Origin of the sequence: Mycobacterium sp. 050128 (assembly GCF_036409155.1) — a bacterium.
In the GTDB taxonomy this organism is placed as follows: Bacteria; Actinomycetota; Actinomycetes; order Mycobacteriales; family Mycobacteriaceae; genus Mycobacterium.
On sequence record NZ_JAZGLW010000006.1, the window covers coordinates 129,275 to 153,024 of the forward strand.

A 23,750-nucleotide genomic window follows, 5' to 3' on the forward strand; every position below is an offset into this window, starting at 1 on the left:
CGATGCGCTCGGCGGTGCTGCACACACTGGGGTCCGATCTATCGGTGGAGTCGGTCGATCCGTTGCCGCCGGGCCCGCGGGACGTGATCGTGGAGGTGCGCGCGAGCGGCATCTGCCACACGGACCTGTCGATGCGCAACGGACTGTTTCCGACGATGTTCTCCGGACCGATGATCGGTGGGCACGAGGGCGCTGGGGTGGTGGCCGAGATCGGGCCGCAAGTGTCGCGAGTCGCGGTAGGCGACCGTGTCGTGGCTTCTTTTCGCCCCGCGTGCGGCACCTGCCCGTACTGCATATCCGGCCGCAGTCACCTGTGCGACGCACTCGGTGCGTTTCTCCGTCGGCCAAGGGGCACACGGCCTGACGGCTCGCAGGTAGTGGCGATGAGTGGAATCGGCACCTTCAGTGACACCTTGATCTGTGACGAGGCGTCGGTGGTCCGTATCGAGTCCGAGCTTCCCGATGCACATCTGGCGCTTTTGGGCTGCGGGATGACTACGGGAGTCGGGGCGGCTCTGTTCACCGCCCGTGTGCAGCCGGGATCCACCGTAGCCATTGTCGGCTGTGGTGGCGTCGGACAATCGGTCATCCAAGGTGCGGCTGTCGCGGGCGCTGCGCGCATCATCGCCGTGGACCCGGTGGCATCCAAGCGGGAGATCGCCCTGCGAATTGGCGCCACCGACGCGATCGACCCGACAACGGAGCCGGCCGTCGAACAGGTCAGGGACCTGCTGCGCGGTCGCGGGGTCGACTTCGCCTTCGACGTCGTCGGCGGGCCGGACACGGTTGCCGCGACCTACGGCATGATTGACAAGGGGGGAATCGTCGTGCTGGTCGGTTATGGGCCAATGGATAGTGAAATACGGCTGCCTGCTTTCGATCTCCAGTCTCAGGAGAAGACGGTGAAGGGCTGCGTTGCCGGGTCGGCGCAAGTTCGGCGCGATTTCCAGAAATTTGTCGATCTGATCGAACACGGTCGGCTCAAGACCGATGATCTTGTCTCCCAGGAGGTTTCGCTCGATGACATCAACCTGGCGATGAAGGCGATGTTGTCGGGCGATGTCGTGCGCAGTGTGATCACGACGTTCTGATCAAACCCAGGTCGGTCGTGACATCCGCTGGCACAGAGCAGATGCTTCGTGGCGCCGCGCCGGGGTCGCCGTGTTTCCTGCCTCTTGCGCAAATCGTCCCTCGACGGCCACTGCACGGTGATGCGCCGGATAAATTGGATGAGATCCTGCACCGCCGACTCACCACACGAAAGTGGTACCGCAGGCACTATCACCAGCCAGCACTTGGCGAGCGTTGTGGGCAGCCGTAGCGTCAGACTCGAAGCGTCGGAATGCGCCTTGAGCCAGCAGGTTGCCTGGCCTGTCTGGCGGTCGAGGCGCCACCGTCCAGCCCACAGAGAGGAAGTCCCCTCGATGCCGAAGTACTACAAGGTTGGCGACCCTGGCTTCTTCGATGCCATTACGCCCCCGCAGTTGCGGTTCGCTGGTGAGGCCACCCGAGAGGTAATGCCGGGCTGGGATCTCGGGTCGGTCGTTATGGGTGACGAACCCACCGATCCCGAAGCACCCGTCGTCTCGATGCTGAAGATCGCCCCCGGCGACACCCTTCCACGCCACGCCCATGACTGCTACCGCGTTGAGGTCGTCATTCAAGGGTCGATCACGTTGCCCGACGGCGACCTACTGCGACCAGGCGATATCATGACGTCGAGCCCGTGCGAGTACTACGGCCCCCACGTGGCCGGCGACTCGGGATGCCTGTCCGTTGAGATCTTCTCCTCGGCGCGCGGCATGCTGCCGATCAGCGACGCGAACGACGCGTACGCCGATGATGTCGCAACTAGGGTTCACGAAGCGACTTCGCGACTGCAGGGTCAGCCCTCGACCTCCACCACCTAACCGCAGCACCCCTAGCGGAACCGTTTCTCGCCAGCCAGCAAGGCGTGCGTGGTGACCCAGAAGCAGCCATTGATAGTTGGCTTGGGCAGGACGTTGCAAGCGAATTCGTCTACTGAACGTGCGCTGCGAGATTGCCTTTCCGCGGTCGAACGCCGAGGCGGCAGCACCGTGCTATTCGGCGGCGACGAGATATCGACCTGGATATGACGGCGCGGTGTCGGGTTTGGTGAAGAACGCGCTGGACTATGTGGAAGACATGCGTGTCGATCGGCGGGTGTATACCTGAATAACAACGCCGTGGGGATGCATCGGTTGCGCCTATGGGTGGCAGGCGGCGGTCGCTACGCTCGACTCGACTAGCTGCGGAGGATTGGTCACGCGCTGCGCGCGTGGCCTACTCCGCTCGGTGTGGCTATCAACTCGGCCCCTGGCTGTCTGGAACGAGGAGCGGACACTCGTGGACGAGACCTTATCTCCCAACTCGATCTGCTCGCGCAGGAACTGATCAATCCTGTCGGCAGGGTCGCCTGATGCTGTGATCGCATGCCAGCTCAGATGACGCGACGCCCGAGGTGCGACGGACGGTCACTGCGGCATCTTGAGGCCGACCGATGGGGCGGCGAGCAACATCGATTCGGCGAGCATCGACTGCGGTGGTTCCGGATGGTGGTAGAGCGCTGCGGCGTTGCCATAGCAGATCTTTTTGATCGTGTCGGTAGGCAGCGACTCCAACTCCGACCGGAAGAGCTCTTGGCTGTCGGGCCACGAACTGTCGGTGTGTGGGAAGTCGACTTCCAGCATCATCCGGTCCTCGCTGATCACGTCGAGTCGACGGAACGCCGAAGGGTCCTCGATCGAGGTGAACCAGAAGTTGCGATGTAGCACTTCCACGGGATGCGTGGTCGCACCCCGCCACGCCTCAGGCTCGGCATTCTTCTGCCGGTAGGCCCTGTGGAGTCGCTCCACGACCATGGGAACCCAGGAGATACCCGCTTCCGACAGAATGATGTGAATGTCGGGATAGCGCTGCGGTACCCCCGAGAAGATCCAGTCGACCACAGTCTCGATGCCGTTGAGCGGGAACAGCGCAACCTGTGCGGGCACGGGGGTGTCCGGTGACGGACAACTGATCCGGCCCGATGACCCGATGTGGAGATTGATCGCCGTTTCAGTGTCTGCGCAAGCACGCCAGAATGGCTCCCAGTGGTTAGAGTGAACACTGGGAAATCCTAGCTGCGCAGGGTTTTCCGTGAAGCTCACCGCGTGTACACCGCGTTCCGCATTGCGGTAGATCTCCTTGGCGGCGAACTCGGCGTCGGCCAGGAAGGCTAGCTGGCAGGGAATGAAGCGATCGGGATGTCCAGCGACCCATTCCTCGACCACCCAGTCGTTGTAGGCCTGCACGCACGCGAAACCGAGCTCCTTATCGGGCATCCGAGACAGAGTCGTTCCTGCGAAGCCCCACGTGATCGACGGAAAGCACAGCGACGCCCACACCCCGGCTAGGTCCATGTCCTTGACACGAGCGCTGGTGTCGTACACCGACGCGCGGTAGTCCTTGAGCCGCATCTTCATCGAGCGCCACTCGTTGATCGGACGGTTGGCGGCGCCGTCCATACCGCTGAAGAAGTAGAGCTTCTCGCCAATTTGCCAGGCCGGCCGGCCGTCGACGTCAACCATCCTCGGCGCGGCATCGCGGAACTTGGCCGGCAGCCCGTCGAACAACGTCGCTGGTTCGAACGCGTGATCGTCGACGGAGATCACTGGGCACCACACCGCCCTCGGCTCCGGCTCCGGAAGGAACGACAACTCGGCGTCGGGACCGAGCGTGAAGATACTCGAATCCGACAGCGAATCTTCGAGATCGCTAGGCATGGTGACCCCTTTTCCTTTCGTAGCCTTGGCCGCGGCTTTCCATGAAATTCAATGCGATTCGATCAATGGCACTTGTTTGGGCTCGGTGTAGGTCAGCAACCCTTCGATGCCGCACTCGCGACCTATGCCGCTGTGACGGAAGCCGCCGAACGGCGCATCGAAGCTTCCGCCCTCGCCGTTGACGAGCACCATCCCGGTTCGCAGGCCCTTGGCGATGCCCAGCGCTCGTTGCGAATTGGCGCTCCAAATGCTACCTGCGAGGCCGTATTCCGAGTCGTTCGCGATGGCCAGGCCTTCGGCGTCGCCGTCATAAGGAATGACGCACACCACCGGTCCGAAGATTTCTTCACGAGCAATCCGCATCCCGTTGTCCACTCCGGTGAACACGGTGGGTTCGACGTACCACCCGGTGGCAAGGCCAGGCGGGCGTCCGCCACCGACGGTCAGCTTGGCCCCTTCGTCCTGGCCGAGCGCGACGTAGCCCTCGACCCGCTCTCGTTGGCGCTGCGACACCATGGGGCCGATCTCGGTGGCAGGGTCAGTCGGGTCGCCAACTTTCAGGGAGGCCACCATGTCGCACAATGCATCGGTGAATTCATCTAGCCGCGTACGTGGCACAAGAATGCGGGTCTGATTGGTACACGTTTGACCGCTGTTGCGGAAGGCCGCGTCACGCAAGCCTGCCATGGTCGCTTCGACGTCGGCGTCGTCCAGGATCAGTGCCGCCGACTTGCCGCCCAGCTCGAGCGTGCAGCGTCGCAGGTCGCGCCCGCAGATCTCGGCGACGCGCCGTCCCGCCGCGGTGGACCCGGTAAAAGCCACCCGGTCGACGTCGCGGTGACTGATCAGGTGCTCCCCGGCTCCCCGGTCACCAGGGACGACGTTGAGCACGCCCGGCGGAAGGCCCGCCTCGTCGAAGACCTCCGCGAGCACGAGTCCGTCGATCGCCGTCTCCGGTGACGGCTTGGCGACCACGGTGCATCCAGCGGCCAACGCCGGCGCGATCTTCATCAGCATTAACGCCTGCGGATAGTTCCACGGAGCGATCGCCGCTACCACGCCGGCCGGGTCATGGATCACCGTGGCCGGCAGGCTGAGTTCCGTGCGCTGCTGCTCGATCTCAAACCGCCCGGCGAGAGCGGTGAAGTACGCCAGGATGTGTTGCGCTATCGGCCCTTGAGCGTTATGCGAGAAGGTGATCGGACTGCCCATCTCATCCGTGATGAGGTACGCGAGTTCGCTGGCTCGTTCGGCGAAGATCTCGCCCGCGCGTTGTAGATATCTGGCGCGTTCGGTGATCGGCAGCCCAGACCACGCGCCGTCATCGAAGGTGCGTCGGGCGGCCGCTACCGCACGATCCATGTCCTCCGGTGTTCCGTCCGGCGCATGTCCGACGACCTTGAGCGAGGCCGGCGAGACGATGTCGCGCGGTGCGCCGGTCGACGCGACCCACTGGCCGTCGACGAAGATCGCGTCGCGCTGACGCTCACCGCGCTCAGGGCGACGAGTTGACATTTCTTACCTACCTCACCAGATCGATTAGGTCACGCGATGTCGACGTCCGCCGCCTGTAGTCGCATCGCGAGCCGCCAGGTAGCGAATGCGCTGCCCCCGAGCCGAATGGTCACTGCTGGTGCGGTTGTCTTGTTGGCCGTTACGACATGTGGCTCGCGTCGACGGTCGGCGCCTCGCCTTTGCGCGATGTGATCACTAGCTTCACCGCGCGGACAAGCATGGTCAAGACAGATGGGTGGTGGCGGTACTGCTCTGCTTAGTGGCCGCAGGTGGGATAGCCAACACCCGGCGGGTAAAGGATCGAGCGCGATCCTTGGCTACGAAAAGATATGCAAGATAACGTGTTCGGGAGGCCGGGCCGATCGTCCAGGAGCACGGGCGCCATCGTGGCTGTCGAGTGTCCAATCCACACGCATGCCGGGTGAAGCAGGTGCTAACGCAACCACGATGGTGGAGTTCGCGGTGGATAGCGTCGCCATGAGACCGCCATCGATATCCCGCTCGTCTGCTCGCAGGCGGCCACGGCCATGGCGTACAAGGTGAACGCAACGGAGGTGCAGCATGGTGTTCGTACGTCTCGACCGGGGTGAAACCAAAGCTCGATGGCAGGCTGGCGCGGCGTGACAGTGACAGACGCGACAGTCTCGCTCACGACCGAGCCTGCGTTACTGGCGTCACACGTGGTGCTGGTGGAATCACGACACCTGGCTATCCCCACCGGAGTCCGGTCCTTTCTGCTTCCGGACGGACGTTGGACTCCCACGGATCTCCCCGCCGTGGTGATCCGCGTTACCGACGACGACGGCGTGCAGGGATTCTCCCTGCTGTGGTTTCAGCGTTCGGTCCAAGCACTCCCAGTCGAGGCGGCCTTACGGAACATCGCCAACGAGGTGTCTAATCACGTGTTGAGCGACCTGGCGGGAATCGACCGTGCTATCCGCGGTGCGACGACCTTTCTCGGCACTCAGGGCGTGAACGCCTTCGCCGCCTCCGGTCTCAAGATGGCCGTCGAGGACCTGGTGTGCCGTCGTCGCAACGCCAGCTTGGCCGACATCCTCGGGCGCACACGCGACCGTGTGCGCGCCTACCGGACCGGACTCATGCTGGACGCCTCGGTCGACGAACTGATCGAAGAAGCCGCGGCCAGTCACGCTCGAGGTGTCCGCGCAATGAAGATGATCGTCGGCAAGCCCACGATCGACGAAGACGTCGATAGGATCCAGGCGGTGAGAAGTAGCCTGCCCGCCGACACGACGTTGATGGTGGACGCGTTGCAGCGCTGGCACTGTGCCGACACCGCCTTGCTGGCTGCCGAGCGATTCTCCGACTTCGATCTGCGATGGATCGAGGACCCGCTGGCGCACGGCGACCGTCTGGGTTACCGCTCGCTGGCTCAACGATCCCCGGTCCCGATCGCGACTGGCGAAGCGCTCTTCACGCGTGCGGATCTCGACGGACTTCTCGTTGACGGCATTCGTTACCTCGTCGGTGAGCCCGAACGTGTTGGGGGATTGTGCGCGTGGAAGAACATCGCCGAAGCCGCACATGACTCCGGCGCCGCCATGTTGCCGCATCTGTATCCGCATGTGTCGGCGCAATTGCTTGCTACGCTTCGACAGGAGGAGGTTTGGCTGGAATACGTGCCTTGGTTCGATGCGCTGGTCGTCGAGGAGTTGGCATTGTCTGCTGATGGCACTTTCGAAGTGGGATCAGCCGCCGGATCCGGGTTCACGCCGTGTCCAGACGGGCTAGAGCGGTTCGCGTGCGGATCGTGGCACCGGCTGACCTGCTAGCCGGCCTGGCGCCACAGGTCGGATCGAGTATCGCGATGAACGAAACACTCTGCAGTGAACTGGATTTCGCGGTTCTAACGGTCATTGCGCACGTTCAGCCCAACCGCTAAATGGTGGTAGCACTACCACGTCAAACAGTGCTAATTCTTTTGACAGTGCGCTCGCCAGGACGGTGCAATCGAATGATGGCAACACCTTTCGTGGTAGCCGATGGAGGAGAAGTGTCGAGTCGGTGAAGTGAAGCCGATCCATCGGATCGACCTCACCGACGGGTTATCATGTCCGGCCGACACTGCGCTCCAAGGTGCGGACTTCCGGACCCACAATCGAAACTGCTGGACCGCAGGATGATTCATTGCAATGTCCGGCCCGTGCCGGCATCGCATCAGTGGTGTGAGGAGTGAGTATATGGATTTTGGCCCCGACTATGACATCAGTGATGAACTGGAATACGTCATGAACTGGTTCCCGTGGACTCTGCGTGGGGTCTATCCGCCACCAACGCACCCGCCGGAATGAGACTCCGCAGAGGACACTCCCCAATGGTCGCCTGGACCTCTGCGGTCCCGTCCCCTGCGCGAGGGGACTTCAGCCCCGTCGTGGCGGCCTCCGCCCGCGGACCACTGTGTCCCATTAGGGCAGGGCGACCACTACCCTGCGGCACTGGCGGCATGTGGGAGCGGGCGCGGTCCCCCCTCATTCAAGCTTGGTCGACGGGTGATGTACCGCCGTGCCGATGTCGAAAAGTGGCTAGAGCAGGCGGAGTCACCGCTTCAGCCTCCAGCATCAACAGCTCCCACCGGACCAAATCGATACCTATGATCACGGCCGGGTCGTCAGGTTCAAGGCCTTCGGCTCGAATCGCCTCGCGTTCAGTGTTGTCCATGCCGGCTTGGACGAATACCGGTGACCATCGGTTCCTCAGCGCGGGTACCAGTTCTCCGGAAGCCACCCGACTTCTTCCCCGGAGGACCACCCGACTTCGCCAAATAATCTGCTCCTCTTCGCTACATTGCGAACGTGGCGCTGTCCGACATCACCCGGGAATCAGTCCTGCAAGCGATGCGGGCGAAGGACGAGCGTGCGCTCGGCTTGCGTACGCCGCGCGCTTCGTGTTACCGCTCTCTCACCTGACTGGACGACGCCGCTTCTCTCATAATACGTGCCAAAGGTGTGCAATTGGTGGGAGACACCGCCCGTCGGTCGCCAGCTTACGGCCTACGACGAGATGCGTCGAAAGGTCACGGTCGCCGGACAAACGGGACCCTGTTCGTGTCGAGCGGTTTGAGCTTCACTGGTTACACCGATGGGCAGAGCAAGGAAGTCGTCGAGGGAATGCTCTCCACCGGAGACACCGGACACTTCGACGAAACGGGCATGTGGTCCATCGACGGGCGCGACGATGACATGATCGTTTTCGGCGGAGAGAATGTCTTCCCACTCGAAGTCGAGAACCTTCTCGACGGCCACCCGGATATCGTCGAGGCCGCGGTCATCGGCGTCAACGACGCCGAGTTGGGAAAACGACTGCGCGCCTTCGTCGTTGCGCGCTCAACCCCGAGCCTGAACGATGAAGAGCTGAAATCCTATGTTCGGTCTCGTCTTGCCCGGCACAAGGTGCCGCGCGATGTGCTGTTCGTGGACGCGTTGCCACGCAACGAGACCGGGAAACTTCTGAGGGCTCAGCTGACGGATACTTGAGAAGGACAGGGGGCCACATCACGAAAGAAGGCTGCCGCTATGACTGAGCAGGCCGAATTGGCCATGGGCGTGCGTTTGTCTGCGACGCCGAAAGGATAGTCATGGACCTGGCAGCTGTGTGGCCGCTACGAGTACCGAAAGTGCTTGGCGCACAGCGCAACCCCTGGCCATTTGGTTTCCTCGGCCGTCATCTCTGACGAGCGTGCCCGCCCCCTGCGGATTGCAGCCCGATACACCGCAGGAAAGCGCTAGGGCTCCGTACTCGTCAAAGCTGGCGGGCTGAGGATCGCCGAATAAGCCCGACCCGCGGCGGTTGGCGCGGCGTTTCGCATATGCCCCCAACCGGGGGTGGGTCGCCTTGGTCCAGGATGAGCGGTCACATCTTTCGGCGCTGTCGGTTCGTTGTCCGCTTCGGCTGCTGGCGGTGACCGCGATTGCCTCCATCGGGTGGCCCAAAGAGTCTGCGGTACGCCTTGGTATTCATGCCTATCTCTTCACCCGTTGACCGTCGAGATCGACAGGCGCAAGGCAGAGTTGATGTAGTCCAGCTCTGGCCATCTGCGGGTCGCAAGTCATGGTCTTCGGTCATCTTGGTGCTTTGGTTCTCCACCTTGGGTTTGAATGCGCTAGAAGCGCCTTGAACGACGCCCGCTTGTTGGTGGGACGTAGATGCGCTTGAGAGCTATATCAGCGTTCATGCCGTCAATACCAAGTGCGACAACGTAACCCGCCACGAATGTGTACGTATTGCCCGCCGCCAGCAGCTTGTCGATTGGCGGAAAGTAGTGCGCGGCAAAGTATCGCTCACGGTCGCGTTGGTATCCAATGGTCGGCGCGGGTCTGCGGATTGCAATTCGGCGATTGTCCCACTGGCTACCGACATCCTTCGGCAAGTCGCGCACAGTAGCCTCTCGGCCTTGGCGTCTGACCCCTCATCGGTGGCGGGAAACCGAGACCGCTGACCAGTTAGGCCATACCATCCAATCCGCCGGTGCCGGCATGTTGCCCTCGGAGTCATCGGTGTTGATGACCAGGTCAACCAGCCGCGGTCGTAGTCGAAGTTGTGGTCGGCCACGCCGAAGTCCAACTTGTTGTTGGCCCACGGCCAGCAGGTGGCGCTGTCCACCCGCTAGGCGCCGGTGTGCTGGTCGCCGGGTGTGGAGCGACAGCTCCCGCATCTGTGCTATACAGTCGTACAGTGTCTTGTCACCCCCGGGCTGACCACCATGAGGAGGTGCCGTGCAGCTGCACTTCGATGCCGATGTCGAAGCCTTTCGGGCTGAATTTGTGGACTTCTTGACCGAGCACCTGCCTAACGAAGCCGAAGCCGCGGGGCAGCGCCCTCGCTCTAGTGCCGACGTTCCGCCGTGGGCCCGTCGGTGGCAACGCCTCCTATTCGACAACGGGTGGCTGCAGCCCGGTTATCCGCCTGCCTTTGGCGGTCGGAATGCGACGGTTGTCGAGCAGTACGTGTACTTCCAGGAGTTGTCAAGAAGGCGCATCTATCAAACATTCAACCCGCAGGGTGTCGGGATCATCGCCGCATCGCTGATCCAGCACGGCACCACCGATCAGCATGCACGCTGGGCGGTGCCCATTTTGCGGGCCGAGATCGTTGCCGCCCTGGGGATGAGCGAACCCGGAGCTGGTTCGGATCTCGCGTCGCTGCGTACGCGAGCGGTGCGCGAAGGGGACCATTTCGTGGTCAACGGGCAGAAGGTGTGGACGTCGGGAGCACACGACGCAGACGTTCTGTTCACCTTGGTCCGCACCGACGCTTCCGCGCCCAAGCACAAGGGGATCAGCGTCCTGTTGATTCCGACTGACACGCCGGGGGTGACGCGACGTCCGTTCGCCTCGGCGTGTGGGCTCGACGATGTTGACTTCAACGAGGTGTTCTTCTCCGACGCACGGGTGCCCGCCGACAATCTTGTGGGCAACTTGAACGAGGGCTGGACGGTCGCCAATTCCTCACTCGGTCACGAACGGACCTTGTTGTGGCTCAGCTACGCCGATCGGCTGCAGGAGTTTCTCGATGACTGGACACCGAGCAGCGCCGTCGACCGTGACGCCTACGCAACTCTCGCCATGGACACGTGGTCGCTACTCCTTCTCGGATCCGCAGAGCTGGCGCGCGATGCCCGCGGGGCTGCCGACCCCGCGTCGATGTCGGTTCTCAAACTGCTTGGCTCGGAGGCTATTCAAACAGCGGCACATGCGGCGCTCACGACCGCTGGCGTCGAGGGGCTGCGTCATTCGGGCCAAACCAGTCCGTTCTCGCCTTATCATCTGGAGGCCTACACCAGCAACTGGTTCGACCGGTACCTGCGCAGCTTTGGTGCCACCATCGCTGGCGGTACCTCCGAGATTCAGCGCAACATCATCGCCCAGCGCGTCCTCGGATTGCCGCGCGGATAGATGCAATTGCTCCAGTGACCGGGTGTGCGAATGTGTTTGGTGCTTTTTGAGTTCGGCCACTGGCGCTTAGCCGAACTGTGTGATCCCACCGTCGACGACGAGTGACTGCGCGGTGATGTAGGCGGACTCCGCGCTCAGCATGAAGACTGTTGCGTAAGCGATGTCCCACGCACTGGCCTGGCGGCCGAGCGGCCAACGGATCTTCGTCCTCCCGGTTACAGTGCTATCGCCGACGCGGCCGAGCGGGGTGTCGACTGGACCGGGAATGACGTAGTTCGCCCGGATGCGCCGCTGTGCTCCTTCGAGGGCCACATGACGAGTGAGTCCGAACAGGGCCGCCTTACTGGAGTCGTAGGCGGGAAATCGGGTGCCTGCCTTCAGTCCGGCGGCCGAGCCGATGAACACGAATGCCCCGTCGTCGTCGAGCAGGGGCATCGCGGCCCGGGCTATCAGGAAGTGCGACCGCACGTTGACTGCGAAGATGTCGTCCCACAGTTCGGGTGTTGTGCCCTCTAGTCCTTTGCCTTCTCCGTACCCGACGTTGGCAACCACGCCGTCAATGCCGGCCAGCTTCTCGTTTGCTTCCTCGACGAGTCGCTTGCACGCGCTGGCATCGCGAACATCTGCGACGACAGTCACTGCCGGGGAATTGCCCTCCTGCTCAATGAGATCCGCGGTGTGAGCCGCGGCATCCGCGTCGACGTCGACACAGGCGACGCGTGCGCCTTCCCGGGCGCATAGCACGGCGATTGCGCGACCATTGCCGATGGTGACCTCAGGGTCGGGCGATGGCCGCGTTCCCGCGCCGACCACGATGATGCGCCGGCCCTGGAGGCGCCCACGCCCAGCAGCAGTGCCAGCTGATTCGGGAGCAAGGGTCATAGGCCGAACGTAGCACCGATGCTGTACATCTGTACAGTCGTTATATGACTGTGGATGCTCGCACTGGCGACGGCTCCCGCCTGGCGCCCCTCTCGAACGATCAGTGGGGGGCTGAACATGTGGACGCATTGCGCGATGCCTTCCCGGACAAGGCCATTGCCGCGTTCCAGCAGCCGGGTCTTACACCCAACGTGCTGGCCACGATGCTGCACCACCCTGCGCTGGCTGGTCCGTTCAATCGGTTCGGCAACGTGCTGTTGCAACAACCCGCTATCGGCCACCGCGCTCGTGAATTGATGCTGTTGCGGGTCGCGTGGCGTACCCGCGCCCAGTACGAGTGGGTGCATCACGTCCGGCTTGCCGAACGCTACGGCCTGACACCAGGCGATATCGCCGCGATCGCGTCAGGTACCTCCGAATCGTGGACACCTCTGGAACGCGACCTGGTCGCGGCAGCCGACGAACTTCTGGACCACTACCGCATCGAGGCGGATACCTGGAGCCGTCTTGCCGAAGTGCTCGATGAGCGCCAACTCGTCGAATTGCCTTTCATTGTCGGCACCTATACGTGCCTGGCCATGGCATTCAACAGCTGGGGTCTGCAAGTCGAGGACGGCGTCGACACGAGCGGCGTGCCGCCACTGCCAACTTCCCCCTTCATGCCGTCGCCTTGAAAGCACGGGAAAAAGGGCGGCAGGTGAGATTCGACTACTTCATCGACGGAGCTGGATGGGGCCGAAAGCGTACTGGCCAAACTGCTTTCGGACGATCCAAAGCTGACGGAGCTATTTGGCGGCGACGCCGGCGCCCACCGGCAGCGTTGCTCCTGTGATGTAGCGCGCCGTGTGACTGATCAGAAACAACACGGCGTTAGTGACGTCGCTGTGTTCGACGTCGGGCACCGTCAATGGATTGCCCGCCGTCGGGCTCGGGTCGACGATGCGCGTCATGCGCTCGTCGAAGATCACGGGTGTGGTGGCGTCGCCGGTGGGATCCACCGAATTTACCCGGATGTTGTGCTCGGCATAGGCGTAGGAAGCAGACCGCATCAGCCCGACCACCCCGTTTTTAGATGCCGCGTACGCAAAAGCGGCGGCGCTCCCGTCGCCGCCACGGCCGACCAGGCCCTGCACCGAGCTGATCAGAACCATCGTTCCGCCGTTGCCCCCGCGGATCATTGACGGTGCCGTCGCGGCGATGGTGTGCCACACGCCGAGGAGATTGGTGTCGACGACAGCGTGGAACACTTCCTCGTCGAGCGGATCGGTCAGACCCATTCCGACAACGCCGGCGTTGGCCACCACGACGTCGAGCTCTCCGAATTCGTCAATGCCCGAATTGATCCCGGCCTGCAACGCGGCCAGGTCGCGGACGTCGGCGACCACGGCCTTGATCCGCCCGCCGGCCTCGCGGACCAATCGGGCGGTCTCGTCGAGGTCTTCGGAAGTGGCCAGCGGGTAGGGGATTGCGTCGATGTCGGCACACCTGTCGACGGCAATGACATCGATACCCTCGGCGGCGAGAGCAACGGCATGACTGCGGCCCTGCCCACGGGCGGCGCCGGTGACGACCGCGACACGGTTCTTCGTCGCGCTCATGTCAGGCGATGATCGCCGGCATGCTGTCCCAGCCGCGCACCGTCGAGGTGCGCGAGCGTCGCGCCCCGGCCATGTCGATGTCCCATTCTGGCCACCGCTTGAGCACCTCTTCGAGGGCCACTCGACCCTCCAGGCGGGCCAGCGGAGAACCGACGCAGAAGTGCGCCCCGCGGCCGAAGGTGAGGTGTCCGCCCGGCTTGCGGTGGATGTCGAACTTGTCTGGCTCCTCGAAGTGCCGTTCGTCGCGGTTGGCCGATGCCAGCATCAGTAACAGGGCGCTGCCAGCCGGAACCACCTGGTCTTGGAAGGTGACGTCGTCGGTCGTGACGTAGCGCGCGACGTGCGGGCCGGGCGGTTCGTAGCGCAGCAGTTCCTCAATGGCCGTCGGGATCAACCCGTGATCCTGGGCCAATTCCTTGCGCTGGTCGGGATGTTCGGCCAATACCTTGCCCATCCAGCCGAAGAGGCGACCGGTCGTTTCCACACCCGCGCCGGCAACGACGGCCAGGAACACGATGAGTTCCTGCTTGGTCAGTTTGCGGGTCGTTCCCGTCTCGTCTTCGAATTCGACGTTGAGCAGTTCGGTGATCAGATCATCGGATGGGTTCTTCTCGCGCCACTCGACGTATTCGCCGAACATCTCACCAGTGAAGTAGCGATCCTTTTTGATTTCCATGGGCTTGCCTGGCTCGTTGCGGAGCACCTGGTTTGCGTGCTCGCGGACCGCGGGCTGTTCGGCATCGGGAATCCCGGCCAGCATGCCGATGGTGCGCATGGGAAGTTCGGCGCCAAGGTCTTGTACGAAGTCGAATCGACCCCCGCCGACGAGGGGATCGAGGCACGCGATGCAGAAGTTTCGGACCTTGTCCTCGATCGCGCGCATCTTCTTCGGGGTGAACGCACGGGACACGATGGCGCGGTGAATGGTGTGAAGCGGTGGGTCCTCGTTGATGAAGATGCCCGGCGGCATCACGGGATCCGCCATGACCACTTCGAGGATGTCGCCCTTAGCAGAGCTGAGTCGCGCCGTGTCCTTGAGCGCGGAATCTACGTCGGCGTAGCGGCTCACGCCCCAGAAGTCATGCCGATCGTTGTAGTAGACCGGACATTCATCTCGAAGGCGACGGTAGGTGGGATAAGGATCGAGGTCGATGTCGAAGTCCCATGGGTCGTAGTACAGATCGCTCAACGTCGGCTCCTCGGGGCTGGTTTGGCATGCGTGCACCGGGCGTATGCTATACGACCGTACAGGAGCCGGTCTTCGGCGGGCAACCATGCGATATCGCCACGTGGAACTCGGCATATGCTATACGATCGTACAACCCAGTTGGTGACCATTGAAGTCGGCTGGATACGAACTCGAGGAGTGTAATGAGCAGTCGGTTCTCGCTCGATGGACGCGTTGCGCTCATAACTGGCGGTGGTACGGGCATTGGCCGAGCCGCGGCTCTGGTGCTCGCCGAACACGGGGCTGACGTTGTGTTGGCCGGCCGCCGTCCCGACCCGCTTGAGTCCACCGCCAAGGAGGTAGCCGCGTGGGGGCGACGCGCCTTGCCTGTTTCGACGGATGTCACCACCGCCGAGGCTTGTCGTAAGCTGGTCGACGCCACTGTGGCCGAGTTTGGCCGGCTCGATGTGCTGGTGAATTGCGCTGGCGGCGCCGAGACCAAGTCGATCCTGAAGTGGCCGGACGACGACTTCGAGAACGTCCTCGCCTTGAACTTCAAGGCCGTGTGGCATCTTTCGAAGGCGGCTGCGAAGCCGATGATGGATCAGGGCAAGGGCGCGATAGTCAATATATCCTCGGGCGCAAGCCTTCTGGCCATGCCGCAAGCCGCTCCCTACGGCGCCGCCAAGGCTGCGGTGAACAACCTGACTGGATCCATGGCGGCGGCATGGGCGAAGAAAGGCATTCGCGTGAACGCCATCGCCGTCGGCGCCGTCCGGGCGGCCACATTGACCGACGACGCGGCGCGCTACGGATTGGATCCCGAGGCTATTGCGCTCAGTAATGGGCTTGGTCGCCTCGGCGAACCAGACGAAATCGGCTACGGCGTGCTTTTTTTCGCTTCCGACGCGTCGAGCTTCTGCTCGGGTCAGACCCTCTACATGCACGGCGCGCCCGGACCCGCTGGCGTCTGACCGCCTTGTGCGCTGGGTACCACGTACGCTATACAGACGTACAGCATGCACCGGGATGGTGACCACAAACCGACGGGATGGTGTGGATGTGAGCCGAGTAGCGGTGGTGACCGGTGGCGGATCGGGCCTGGGGCAGGCGATCAGCACCAAGCTCGCCGCAGATGGTCACCGGGTGGCCGTCATGGACGTCAATGTCGAAGCGGCGGACAAGGTGGCCGCGGAGGTACGGGCAGCCGGCGGCAACGCGCTAGCTGTGGGTGTCGACGTCTCCGATGAAACCGCCGTGGACTCGGCCTTCGGTACGGTCCGAGGCTCCCTCGGCCCAGTGGCGATCCTCGTGACGAGTGCGGCGATCGCGGGCTTTACACGCTTCGACAAGATCACCCTCACCGAATGGAACCGGTACCTCGCGGTCAACCTCACGGGCACTTTCTTGTGCGTCAGAGCCGCGTTGTCGGACATGGTCGCCGCCGGGTGGGGCCGCATCGTCACCATCTCGTCAGCAGCCGGTCAGAGAGGCGCCCCCGCACAGGGCCACTACGCGGCCACGAAGGGCGGTGTCATCGCAATGACCAAGACACTCGCCCTGGACTATGCGGCCAAGGGCATTACGGCGAATACGGTCCCGCCGTTTGTGATCGATTCGCCGATGCTGCGTGAACAGCAGCGCGAAGGAAAGTTACCGCCGGCCGAGCATCTCGCCAAGGCGATTCCCGCACGCCGGCTGGGGTCTGGTGACGACGTTGCCGCCGTGTGTTCGTTCTTGTGTTCGGAGGCGGCGGGTTACGTCAACGGACAGGTCATCGGTGTCAACGGCGGCGCCATCATCTGAGGGCCGCGGCGACCGAATGCGCGCACACGACAATGGAGTACGTGGAGGAATGACGTGAGAGTACGAGTAGACGGCTCGCGCTGCCAAGGACACACGCTGTGCGCGATGATAGCCCCGGACTCCTTCGAACTTGATGACGTCGATGGGCACGCCCACGCCGCGACCGACGTCGTCGCCGGCGAGCAGCACGACGCGGTCGCAGAGGCCGCGAAGTCGTGCCCCGAACAGGCCATCGAAATCGTCGTGGAGGCGTCGGATCGCAGCCGTGCGGTGAGAAACGGCGCGGCGCAATGACCCCCGACCACGACGATTCCCGCACCCCGTCGTCGGCCGCGCGCTATCACTTCGACCGGCATGCCCCTGACTACCGGATCAACTTCCTCGACATCACCCATGAGATGCATCGCAGATGCCCGGTCGCATGGACGGACACCTACGACGGGCACTGGGTGGCGGCGGGCAGCGACGAGGTCTTCGAGCTCGCTCGTTGTCCGCATGTGTCCAACGACCACGACGTCAACCATGAGCGGCGCGGGTACAAGGGTATCTCCATCCCGCTCATGGTGGAGGCCGAAAACTTCCGCGGCGGAATGCTCGAAATGGACGATCCCGAACACCGCGACTACCGTACGGCGCTCAACCCCTATCTCTCGCCGGCCGCGGTCAAGCGCTGGGGACCGTTCGTCGACGAGATCGTGCGCGCCTGCATCGACGACCACATCGATTCGGGCAGCATCGATTTCGTCGACGACCTTGCCAACGTCGTTCCTGCGGTGCTCACGCTCGCCATGCTCGGGGTGCCGCTCGACAAGTGGACCATGTACAACGAGCCGGCCCACGCATCGATCTATACGCCGCCCGATTCACCCGATGCGGCGCGCGTCCGCGAGCAATACACGGCGATGGGCATGGACCTATTCGCCAACCTGGTGGAGATCCGGGAACAGCCTCGCCCTGGGATCATTGACGCGTTGGCCAAGTTGCGCCTCGACGGTCAGGCGCCGCCCGACATCGAGTTGATCGGGATGTTGAACCTATTGATCGGTGGCGGATTCGACACCACCACCGCCCTGACCGCACACGCGTTGGAATGGCTTTCCCAGCATCCCGACGAACGTGCACGGCTCAGCCGTGACCGCGAAACCCTGCTGAACCCGGCCACCGAGGAGTTCCTGCGCTATTTCACTCCCGCGCCGGGCGATGGTCGCACCGTCGCCCAGGACATCGAACTCGGCGGCATCGCGTTCAAGGAAGGTGACCGATTGTGGCTGTCCTGGGCGATGGCCAACCGCGACCCGGCCTTATTCAACGAACCCGATGCCGTCATTCTTGATCGGAAGGGCAACCGCCACTTCAGCTTTGGCCTGGGCGTGCACCGATGCATAGGTTCCAACGTCGCACGGACCGTATTCAAGTCGATGCTGACCGCGGTGCTCGACCGGCTGCCGGACTATCAGTGTGAGGCTGAGGGGACCGTGCACTACGACAGCATCGGCGTAATCCAAGGAATGAAGCACCTTCCGGCCACGTTCACCCCCGGCCGCCGCCGCGGCCCCGGGGTTTCCGAGACAATCCCGCGGTTGCAACGTGCCTGTGACGAACAGGGTTTGGCCCGTCCCATCACCGAACTCAAGGAGTCCGCGAAGATCGCGGAGTGAATCGAACCCGAAGCCGACCGCGCACTCATAAGGAGAGATTGATGTCCGAACACAGCACCGTGGCCTTGGTGACGGGAGCCAGCCGCGGAGCGGGCGCAGGCATCGCCAAGGCGCTGGGGAGCCACGGCTGCACGGTGTACATCACCGGCCGGACCCGCAGCGGCGATGGATCCTCGCTGAATGGCACCATCGACGAGACCGCCGCGCAGGTGACCGCGGCCGGTGGTCGAGGCGTCGCCGTACGGGTCGACCACGGCAACGACGTCGACGTCAAGGAACTCTTCGACCGGATCCGCGACGAGCAAGGCCGCCTGGACATCCTGGTGAATAACGCCGCCATCATCCGCGACGAGATGATGGGCCGAACGAAATTCTGGGAGGAACCACTCAACGTCGTAGACACCCTGGACGTCGGAGTGCGCAGCAGCTACGTGGCCACCGTTTACGCTGCGCCACTGATGATTCCGCAACGCAAAGGGCTCGTCGCCTTCTCCTCGTCGTCGGGCTCGGTCCACTACGCATTCGGACCCGCCTACGGCGTGCCGAAGGCCGCCACCGACAAGATGGCCGCCGACATGGCTTTCGACTTCCGCGAGTTCGGCATCGCCGCAGTGTCGATTTGGATGGGCTCGCTGCTGACCGATCGAGTCAGGAAAATCATCGCGAGCAAGCCAGAGAAGTTCGGGCACATCCTCGACACCGCCGAAACACCGGAACTGACCGGCCATGTCATTTGGGCGCTGTACAACGACCCTGAGTTGATGACGCTAAGCGGTCAGACCCTGATCGGCGCAGAGCTGGCGGTCAAGTACGGGATTCAAGACGAGGGCGGTCGTCAGCCACCGTCCTATCGCGACATGTTCGACGTCCACCCGTGCCAGCAATTCCCGCACATCATGCGATGACCACGGAAAGGCTTGCCGTGCAACCCCATCGATCAGGCGCACACACGCTGAGGAGTGAGCGCCTGATCGATGCGGCAAGAAATGCCACCGGCTTGGACAACTTCGGGGAGGATGGTTGGCGCGAAGGGCTCGACCGGCTGGTAGATGCCCTCGTGACGGAGGCGGCGCTCAACGACGTCGGTGTGGCCGCGGCGTGCAAGGAGCTGAAGTACCTGCTCATCGCCCGACTAGGCGTAGTGGCGTACCGCAATGCTCATCCCAATATCGCGGCGGCCGACGTCGTCCCGCCGGTGGTGATCATCGGTCAAGCCCGGACGGGCACTACCATCTTGCACGACCTGCTGGCCCAAGACCCGGCCGCGCGCGTACCCCTCACTTGGGAGGTAGAGCGGCCGTGCCCGCCGCCGGAGACGGCCAGTTACACGACTGATCCGCGGATCGAGGCCGTCGACGGGCGGATCGCCGCGATGGGCACCGTAATGCCCGACCTCTTCGGGATGCATCCGATGGGTGCGCAGTTAGGGCAGGAATGTGTGTGCATCACCGCATCCGACTTCCGCAGCATCTTGTTCGCCACCGAATACCGAATTCCCTCCTACGCGCGATGGCTCTTCGATGAAGCCGACCACGAGTCCGTTTACGGATGGCACCGAACATTCCTGCAGCACTTGCAATCTCGCCACCCCACTGGTCGGTGGGTTCTCAAGTCGCCCGGTCACATTTGGACACTGGGTGAAATGACCGCCGCCTACCCCGATGCTCTACTCGTGCAGACGCACCGTGACCCGCTGCGGATCATCGCTTCGGTAACGTCGATGTACACCACGTTGCGTGGCGTCACCAGCGATGTAGTCAATCCCCAGCAGATCGCATCGGAATGGGGCGAGTACATCCTTGACGGACTCGACCGGTCGGTGGCAGCCCGTGCGAACGGAACTGTGAGCTCCGCCAACGTGATTGACGTCAACTTTCGAGATTTCGCGGATGATCAGGTGGGAACGGTCGAGAAGGTCTACGACCGCTTCGGACTTGAGTTCACCGATGCCGTTCGCGCGCGGGTCGCCGACTTCTTGACCAATCATCGCCAGGACAAGCACGGCGGCCACCGCTATACGTTCGCGTCTACAGGCCTGGATTCGGGGGAATGGCGTGAACGGGCCCGCCGATACCAGGAATACTTCGACGTGCCATCGGAGAGGCTGGACTGATCATGTCCAATGAGACGCTCTGCAACCGTGTCCTTTTCATCGCCGGGGCTGGACCGCAGATTGGTGCTGCGACAGCCCACATCGCGGCACGGGAGGGTGCGTGTGTCGCGCTGGCCGCGCGTCGCCTAGAGGTTGCCGAGGAGATCGCAGATTCGGTAAGGGCGGCCGACGGCAAGGCCATCGCGGTTCGATGCGACGTCACCTCCGACGAGGACGTGGAGAGCGCACTCGACGCCACCAGGTCCGAGTTCGGCGTCATCGACCGAGTCTTCTTCAATGCCGCGTACTACGACAACCGACAGGCATCCATCGACATCGACGATGACGCATGGGACACCTCTATGGACGTCAACCTGAACGCGGCCGTTCGGATCGCGCGGCGCACGGTGCCGGCGATGATCGAGCACGGCGGCGGGTCCTTCGTGTTCACGTCGTCGGCGGCGTCCGTCGTGGCCGGCGATACACGTTTCGGTTACCAGGTGTCGAAGGCGGGTTTGAACGCCGTCACCCGATTTGTTGCGGGAAAATATGGAAGGCAGGGCATTCGGGCCAACGCCGTGCTGCCGTTCGTCGTCGAGGGTGCTGTCGGTGCAGCTGCGGCGTCACTGAACTGCATCGGCCGATCACCGACCGCCGAAGAAATCGGTGAAGCCGTGGTCTTCCTCCTGTCGGACCGTGCAGCCGCAATCACTGGTCAACTGATCCACCTCGACGGCGGTCTCTTCGTCCGAGCCCCCTGGCCGACGCCGGCATCCAAGCCACGCGCATGACAGCCGACCTCAGCGGCGGTCTTGATGCAGCCCGAGAGTACTTCCTGGTCAATCCCCCGGATCCGGAGATGCGGGACTCGGCAAGCTTCTGGGCCTACGACGACGCGGGCATTATCGGTTTTCCTCGCATCGGTGTTGAGGCGGTCGGCTCGAAATGGACCGAACCTCAATACCAAGTGAACGTGGCCTTCGCCGACGGTCGGGTATTGCGCATCCGGGAGACCGGTCCACGGCACTCGCCGATCGGGCTCGAAGGCAACGCGTCGGTGCTCGGTGCCGGGCCGCTCGAATTCCGTTGTGTGCGACCATTCGAGCTGTCGACGGCATCGTTCGACGGGGTTGCCCTGCAGACCACAACCGACGCCCTGCTGCGCGGCGAACGCGGGGGCGATCCCACCAGCGTCGAGTTTCACATCGAGGCGACGATGGCCGCGCCCCCGTGGGTTAACGGATCGCTGTCGCAAGAGGCGGCGCACCACATGAACTCGTCCGTCGAAGGCGTGTTCATGGGAGGTGCTCGCTTCGAGCAACTGTTCCGCGCGGTTGGCACCCTGCGCGTCGGAAACGAGGAACACCGGTTCGCCGGAAGCGGTACTCGTGTGCGCCGTCAGGGAGCGCGTGACATGGCCGGCTTCTGGGGACATTGCCAGCAATCGGCAACATTCCCGAGCGGCCGAGGGTTCGGTTACATCGCCTACCGGCCACGCCCCGATGGCACCGGTTCGTACAACGAGGGATACGTCTTCACTGGCGCCGGCGGGCTGGTTCCGGCCCGGGTGGCGCACGCTCCATGGTTATCGACCCCGCCGCGCATTGGGGACGACGTCTCACTAGTACTCGAATCCGCCCTGGGCACTATGGAAGTGGACGGAATCACCACCGTGTCGGTGTTCAACCTCGGAGATCCGCGATCCGACAACGCCCTGGCCGCGTTGCACCAAGCGGGCGTCCGCTATCGGTGGGACGGAGAAACCGCCTCCGGGGCGTTAGAACGATCGACCCCGCCACGCGAAATCGCCGGTCTAGCCGAAGTCGCTCACTGATTCGCACCAGAGCATCCAAGAGGTGCTATACCATCGTACAGCAACTCCGAATTATCGATAAGGGGCGCCATGTCCAAGCGGTTGATCTTCACCCTGCTCTTGATGGACTCGATCGGTCACAACTTCCACGGCATCTGGCGACACCCGCGCGCCCGCAACCGCGAATTCAAAGGATTCGATCTCTGGGTCGACCTCGCCAAGAAGGCAGAACAGGCCAAGGTCGACGCCTTCTTCTTCACCGATCTTGTCGGTGTACAAGGTGAATACAACGGTTCGCGCGACGTGATCTTCCAGATGGCCATGAACGTACCCATCGGGGACTGCACCATGGTGATTCCCGCAATGGCAAACCAGACAACCGATCTCGGCTTCCTCTACACCAGTTCGGTCATCCAGCACCATCCATTCGTCTTCGCGCGCGCTGTCTCCACGCTCGACAATTTGAGCAACGGAAGGATCGGCTGGAACATCGTCACATCGGCCAACGAGAAGGCCTTCCGCAACCTCGGATTGCCCACCAGCCCATCCCATGAGGAGCGCTACGCCTGGGCCGAGGAGTACGTCGATGTTACCTACAAGCTGTGGGAAGGATCCTGGGACCTCGACGCCGTCGTCAACGATTCCGCCGCCGGCGTGTACGCCGACCCGACGAAGATTCACGACATCAACCACGAGGGCAAGCGTTACAGCGTCGAGGGATTCAACCTCATGGAGCCCTCGCCGCAACGCACTCCCGTGTTGGCACAGGCGGGTGGCTCCCCAGCCGGTTTAGATTTCGCTAGCGCCCACGCCGAGCTCATGTTCCTGTCCGCGATGACACTGGAAACCATTGCCCAGCAGATCAATACCGTCCGCGGCCTCGCCCGTGAACGTGGTCGCCGCGACGGCGACATTCTTTTCCTTCAGGGCATGATGTTCATCATCGGGTCGACCGACGAAGAGGCCTACCGCAAGTGGGGAGAGCTCGAGGAGTTCCGCAGCCAGGAAGCCCAGACGGCGTACTTCTCGAGCCTGAGCGGCATGGACCTAGGCCGCTACGACCCCTCGACGGCGCTGGAGGACATCATCGACGAGATCCCAGGCATTCGCGGGGCATTCCTCGCCATCATCAACGCCTGGCCGGAAGGTATGCAGCCGACCGTCAAGGACTTCCTATCTTCACTGTCGTTGCCACAGATGGTCGTCGGGTCCCCCGAGACGATCGCGAAGCGGCTCACCGAGTATCAGGGCGCCGGCGTCGATGGCGTCCAGGTGATGAATGCGCTGCTGCCGGAGAGCTACGAAGACTTCTTCGAACACCTCGTCCCGGTGCTTCAAGACAAGGGTCTGATGCAACGGGAATACCAACCAGGCACCTTGCGTGAGAAGTTGTTTGGAAAGATGGGCGCCGACATTAGCGAGCGCCATCCCGCCTACGGGTACCGCGGGATGTTCTGCGACCGATGACCTCGCCACCTGACCCAGTAGCCGTTCTGGTTTTGCTCGGCAACCCTGCGCCGG

The 23,750-nt window shown here is 63.1% G+C and carries 21 protein-coding genes and 1 pseudogene; 16 read left to right on the plus strand and 6 right to left on the minus strand.

From position 1 onward, the window contains the following. Window positions 1-2: 2 nt before the first annotated feature. The 3 genes and pseudogenes from SKC41_RS31925 (at window position 3) to SKC41_RS28060 (ending at window position 2,441) form a co-directional block, all read left to right on the plus strand. Window positions 3-1,091 (plus strand): Zn-dependent alcohol dehydrogenase, encoded by a 1,089-nt coding sequence (locus SKC41_RS31925; RefSeq protein ID WP_442931840.1) that lies wholly within the window; start codon window positions 3-5, stop codon window positions 1,089-1,091. A gap of 333 nt (window positions 1,092-1,424) precedes the next feature. After that, complete coding sequence (locus tag SKC41_RS28055) at window positions 1,425-1,910, plus strand: hypothetical protein (protein ID WP_330980966.1); 486 nt, start codon at window positions 1,425-1,427, stop codon at window positions 1,908-1,910. A 51-nt stretch (window positions 1,911-1,961) separates the two neighbouring features. Continuing rightward, window positions 1,962-2,441, plus strand: a pseudogene (locus SKC41_RS28060) (NADPH-dependent FMN reductase). 54 nt (window positions 2,442-2,495) lie between these two features. On the opposite strand, the gene SKC41_RS28065 reads toward SKC41_RS28060, so the two are convergent. After that, window positions 2,496-3,785: an amidohydrolase family protein gene (locus SKC41_RS28065; RefSeq protein WP_330980967.1), complete on the minus strand. Its 1,290-nt coding sequence runs from the start codon at window positions 3,783-3,785 to the stop codon at window positions 2,496-2,498. A 48-nt stretch (window positions 3,786-3,833) separates the two neighbouring features. Beyond that, window positions 3,834-5,300 (minus strand): aldehyde dehydrogenase, encoded by a 1,467-nt coding sequence (locus SKC41_RS28070; RefSeq protein WP_330980968.1) that lies wholly within the window; start codon window positions 5,298-5,300, stop codon window positions 3,834-3,836. 620 nt (window positions 5,301-5,920) lie between these two features. Here SKC41_RS28070 and SKC41_RS28075 point away from each other — a divergent pair. Both SKC41_RS28075 and SKC41_RS28085 read left to right on the plus strand, forming a co-directional pair. After that, entirely contained in the window at window positions 5,921-7,093 is a 1,173-nt protein-coding gene (locus SKC41_RS28075) for a mandelate racemase/muconate lactonizing enzyme family protein (protein WP_330980969.1), read from the plus strand. 1,182 nt (window positions 7,094-8,275) lie between these two features. Next, window positions 8,276-8,794, plus strand: a complete 519-nt coding sequence (locus SKC41_RS28085; protein ID WP_442931841.1) for an AMP-binding enzyme — start codon at window positions 8,276-8,278, stop codon at window positions 8,792-8,794. Window positions 8,795-9,420: 626 nt separating this feature from the next. Here SKC41_RS28085 and SKC41_RS28090 read toward each other — a convergent pair. Beyond that, window positions 9,421-9,687 (minus strand): hypothetical protein, encoded by a 267-nt coding sequence (locus SKC41_RS28090; protein ID WP_330980970.1) that lies wholly within the window; start codon window positions 9,685-9,687, stop codon window positions 9,421-9,423. Window positions 9,688-10,033: 346 nt separating this feature from the next. Here SKC41_RS28090 and SKC41_RS28095 point away from each other — a divergent pair, with 346 nt between their 5' ends. Next, window positions 10,034-11,212: an acyl-CoA dehydrogenase family protein gene (locus tag SKC41_RS28095; RefSeq protein WP_330980971.1), complete on the plus strand. Its 1,179-nt coding sequence runs from the start codon at window positions 10,034-10,036 to the stop codon at window positions 11,210-11,212. 66 nt (window positions 11,213-11,278) lie between these two features. Here SKC41_RS28095 and SKC41_RS28100 read toward each other — a convergent pair whose 3' ends face one another. After that, a complete protein-coding gene (locus SKC41_RS28100; protein ID WP_330980972.1) occupies window positions 11,279-12,094 on the minus strand; it encodes an SDR family NAD(P)-dependent oxidoreductase in 816 nt (271 codons plus the stop codon). Window positions 12,095-12,138: 44 nt separating this feature from the next. Between SKC41_RS28100 and SKC41_RS28105 the strand changes: the two genes are divergently transcribed. Further along, complete coding sequence (locus SKC41_RS28105) at window positions 12,139-12,768, plus strand: carboxymuconolactone decarboxylase family protein (protein WP_330980973.1); 630 nt, start codon at window positions 12,139-12,141, stop codon at window positions 12,766-12,768. Between the two features lie 111 nt (window positions 12,769-12,879). Here SKC41_RS28105 and SKC41_RS28110 read toward each other — a convergent pair whose 3' ends face one another. Both SKC41_RS28110 and SKC41_RS28115 read right to left on the minus strand, forming a co-directional pair. After that, the gene (locus SKC41_RS28110) at window positions 12,880-13,692 is read right to left on the minus strand and encodes a mycofactocin-coupled SDR family oxidoreductase (protein ID WP_330980974.1); all 813 of its coding nucleotides are present in this window, start codon (window positions 13,690-13,692) and stop codon (window positions 12,880-12,882) included. 1 nt (window position 13,693) lies between these two features. Further along, window positions 13,694-14,881, minus strand: a complete 1,188-nt coding sequence (locus tag SKC41_RS28115; RefSeq protein ID WP_330981077.1) for a cytochrome P450 — start codon at window positions 14,879-14,881, stop codon at window positions 13,694-13,696. A 182-nt stretch (window positions 14,882-15,063) separates the two neighbouring features. Between SKC41_RS28115 and SKC41_RS28120 the strand changes: the two genes are divergently transcribed. The 9 genes from SKC41_RS28120 (at window position 15,064) to SKC41_RS28160 (ending at window position 23,696) form a co-directional block, all read left to right on the plus strand. Continuing rightward, entirely contained in the window at window positions 15,064-15,834 is a 771-nt protein-coding gene (locus SKC41_RS28120) for an SDR family NAD(P)-dependent oxidoreductase (RefSeq protein WP_330980975.1), read from the plus strand. Window positions 15,835-15,922: 88 nt separating this feature from the next. Further along, window positions 15,923-16,666 carry an SDR family NAD(P)-dependent oxidoreductase gene (locus SKC41_RS28125; protein ID WP_330980976.1) on the plus strand — a complete coding sequence of 248 codons (744 nt, stop codon included), beginning with the start codon at window positions 15,923-15,925 and terminating at the stop codon, window positions 16,664-16,666. 54 nt (window positions 16,667-16,720) lie between these two features. Next, complete coding sequence (locus SKC41_RS28130) at window positions 16,721-16,960, plus strand: ferredoxin (RefSeq protein WP_330980977.1); 240 nt, start codon at window positions 16,721-16,723, stop codon at window positions 16,958-16,960. Continuing rightward, the gene (locus SKC41_RS28135) at window positions 16,957-18,324 is read left to right on the plus strand and encodes a cytochrome P450 (RefSeq protein ID WP_330980978.1); all 1,368 of its coding nucleotides are present in this window, start codon (window positions 16,957-16,959) and stop codon (window positions 18,322-18,324) included. Before SKC41_RS28130 ends, SKC41_RS28135 begins: the two co-directional genes overlap by 4 nt. Window positions 18,325-18,365: 41 nt before the next feature. After that, a complete protein-coding gene (locus SKC41_RS28140; RefSeq protein WP_330980979.1) occupies window positions 18,366-19,229 on the plus strand; it encodes an SDR family NAD(P)-dependent oxidoreductase in 864 nt (287 codons plus the stop codon). Between the two features lie 152 nt (window positions 19,230-19,381). After that, window positions 19,382-20,437, plus strand: a complete 1,056-nt coding sequence (locus SKC41_RS28145) for a sulfotransferase family protein (protein WP_330980980.1) — start codon at window positions 19,382-19,384, stop codon at window positions 20,435-20,437. A 2-nt stretch (window positions 20,438-20,439) separates the two neighbouring features. After that, complete coding sequence (locus SKC41_RS28150; RefSeq protein ID WP_330980981.1) at window positions 20,440-21,207, plus strand: SDR family NAD(P)-dependent oxidoreductase; 768 nt, start codon at window positions 20,440-20,442, stop codon at window positions 21,205-21,207. Then, the gene (locus SKC41_RS28155; protein ID WP_330980982.1) at window positions 21,204-22,250 is read left to right on the plus strand and encodes a hypothetical protein; all 1,047 of its coding nucleotides are present in this window, start codon (window positions 21,204-21,206) and stop codon (window positions 22,248-22,250) included. Before SKC41_RS28150 ends, SKC41_RS28155 begins: the two co-directional genes overlap by 4 nt. 69 nt (window positions 22,251-22,319) lie before the next feature. Beyond that, window positions 22,320-23,696: an LLM class flavin-dependent oxidoreductase gene (locus SKC41_RS28160; RefSeq protein WP_330980983.1), complete on the plus strand. Its 1,377-nt coding sequence runs from the start codon at window positions 22,320-22,322 to the stop codon at window positions 23,694-23,696. Window positions 23,697-23,750: the final 54 nt, after the last annotated feature.

Coding starts and splice junctions, on each gene's coding strand:
- SKC41_RS28110 (WP_330980974.1), bottom strand. CDS start 13,692: ATGAGCGCGACGAAGAACCGTGTCGCGGTCGTCACCGGCGCCGCCCGT.
- SKC41_RS28055 (WP_330980966.1), top strand. CDS start 1,425: ATGCCGAAGTACTACAAGGTTGGCGACCCTGGCTTCTTCGATGCCATT.
- SKC41_RS28160 (WP_330980983.1), top strand. CDS start 22,320: ATGTCCAAGCGGTTGATCTTCACCCTGCTCTTGATGGACTCGATCGGT.
- SKC41_RS31925 (WP_442931840.1), top strand. CDS start 3: ATGCGCTCGGCGGTGCTGCACACACTGGGGTCCGATCTATCGGTGGAG.
- SKC41_RS28065 (WP_330980967.1), bottom strand. CDS start 3,785: ATGCCTAGCGATCTCGAAGATTCGCTGTCGGATTCGAGTATCTTCACG.
- SKC41_RS28070 (WP_330980968.1), bottom strand. CDS start 5,300: ATGTCAACTCGTCGCCCTGAGCGCGGTGAGCGTCAGCGCGACGCGATC.
- SKC41_RS28105 (WP_330980973.1), top strand. CDS start 12,139: ATGACTGTGGATGCTCGCACTGGCGACGGCTCCCGCCTGGCGCCCCTC.
- SKC41_RS28155 (WP_330980982.1), top strand. CDS start 21,204: ATGACAGCCGACCTCAGCGGCGGTCTTGATGCAGCCCGAGAGTACTTC.
- SKC41_RS28100 (WP_330980972.1), bottom strand. CDS start 12,094: ATGACCCTTGCTCCCGAATCAGCTGGCACTGCTGCTGGGCGTGGGCGC.
- SKC41_RS28140 (WP_330980979.1), top strand. CDS start 18,366: ATGTCCGAACACAGCACCGTGGCCTTGGTGACGGGAGCCAGCCGCGGA.
- SKC41_RS28120 (WP_330980975.1), top strand. CDS start 15,064: ATGAGCAGTCGGTTCTCGCTCGATGGACGCGTTGCGCTCATAACTGGC.
- SKC41_RS28135 (WP_330980978.1), top strand. CDS start 16,957: ATGACCCCCGACCACGACGATTCCCGCACCCCGTCGTCGGCCGCGCGC.
- SKC41_RS28150 (WP_330980981.1), top strand. CDS start 20,440: ATGTCCAATGAGACGCTCTGCAACCGTGTCCTTTTCATCGCCGGGGCT.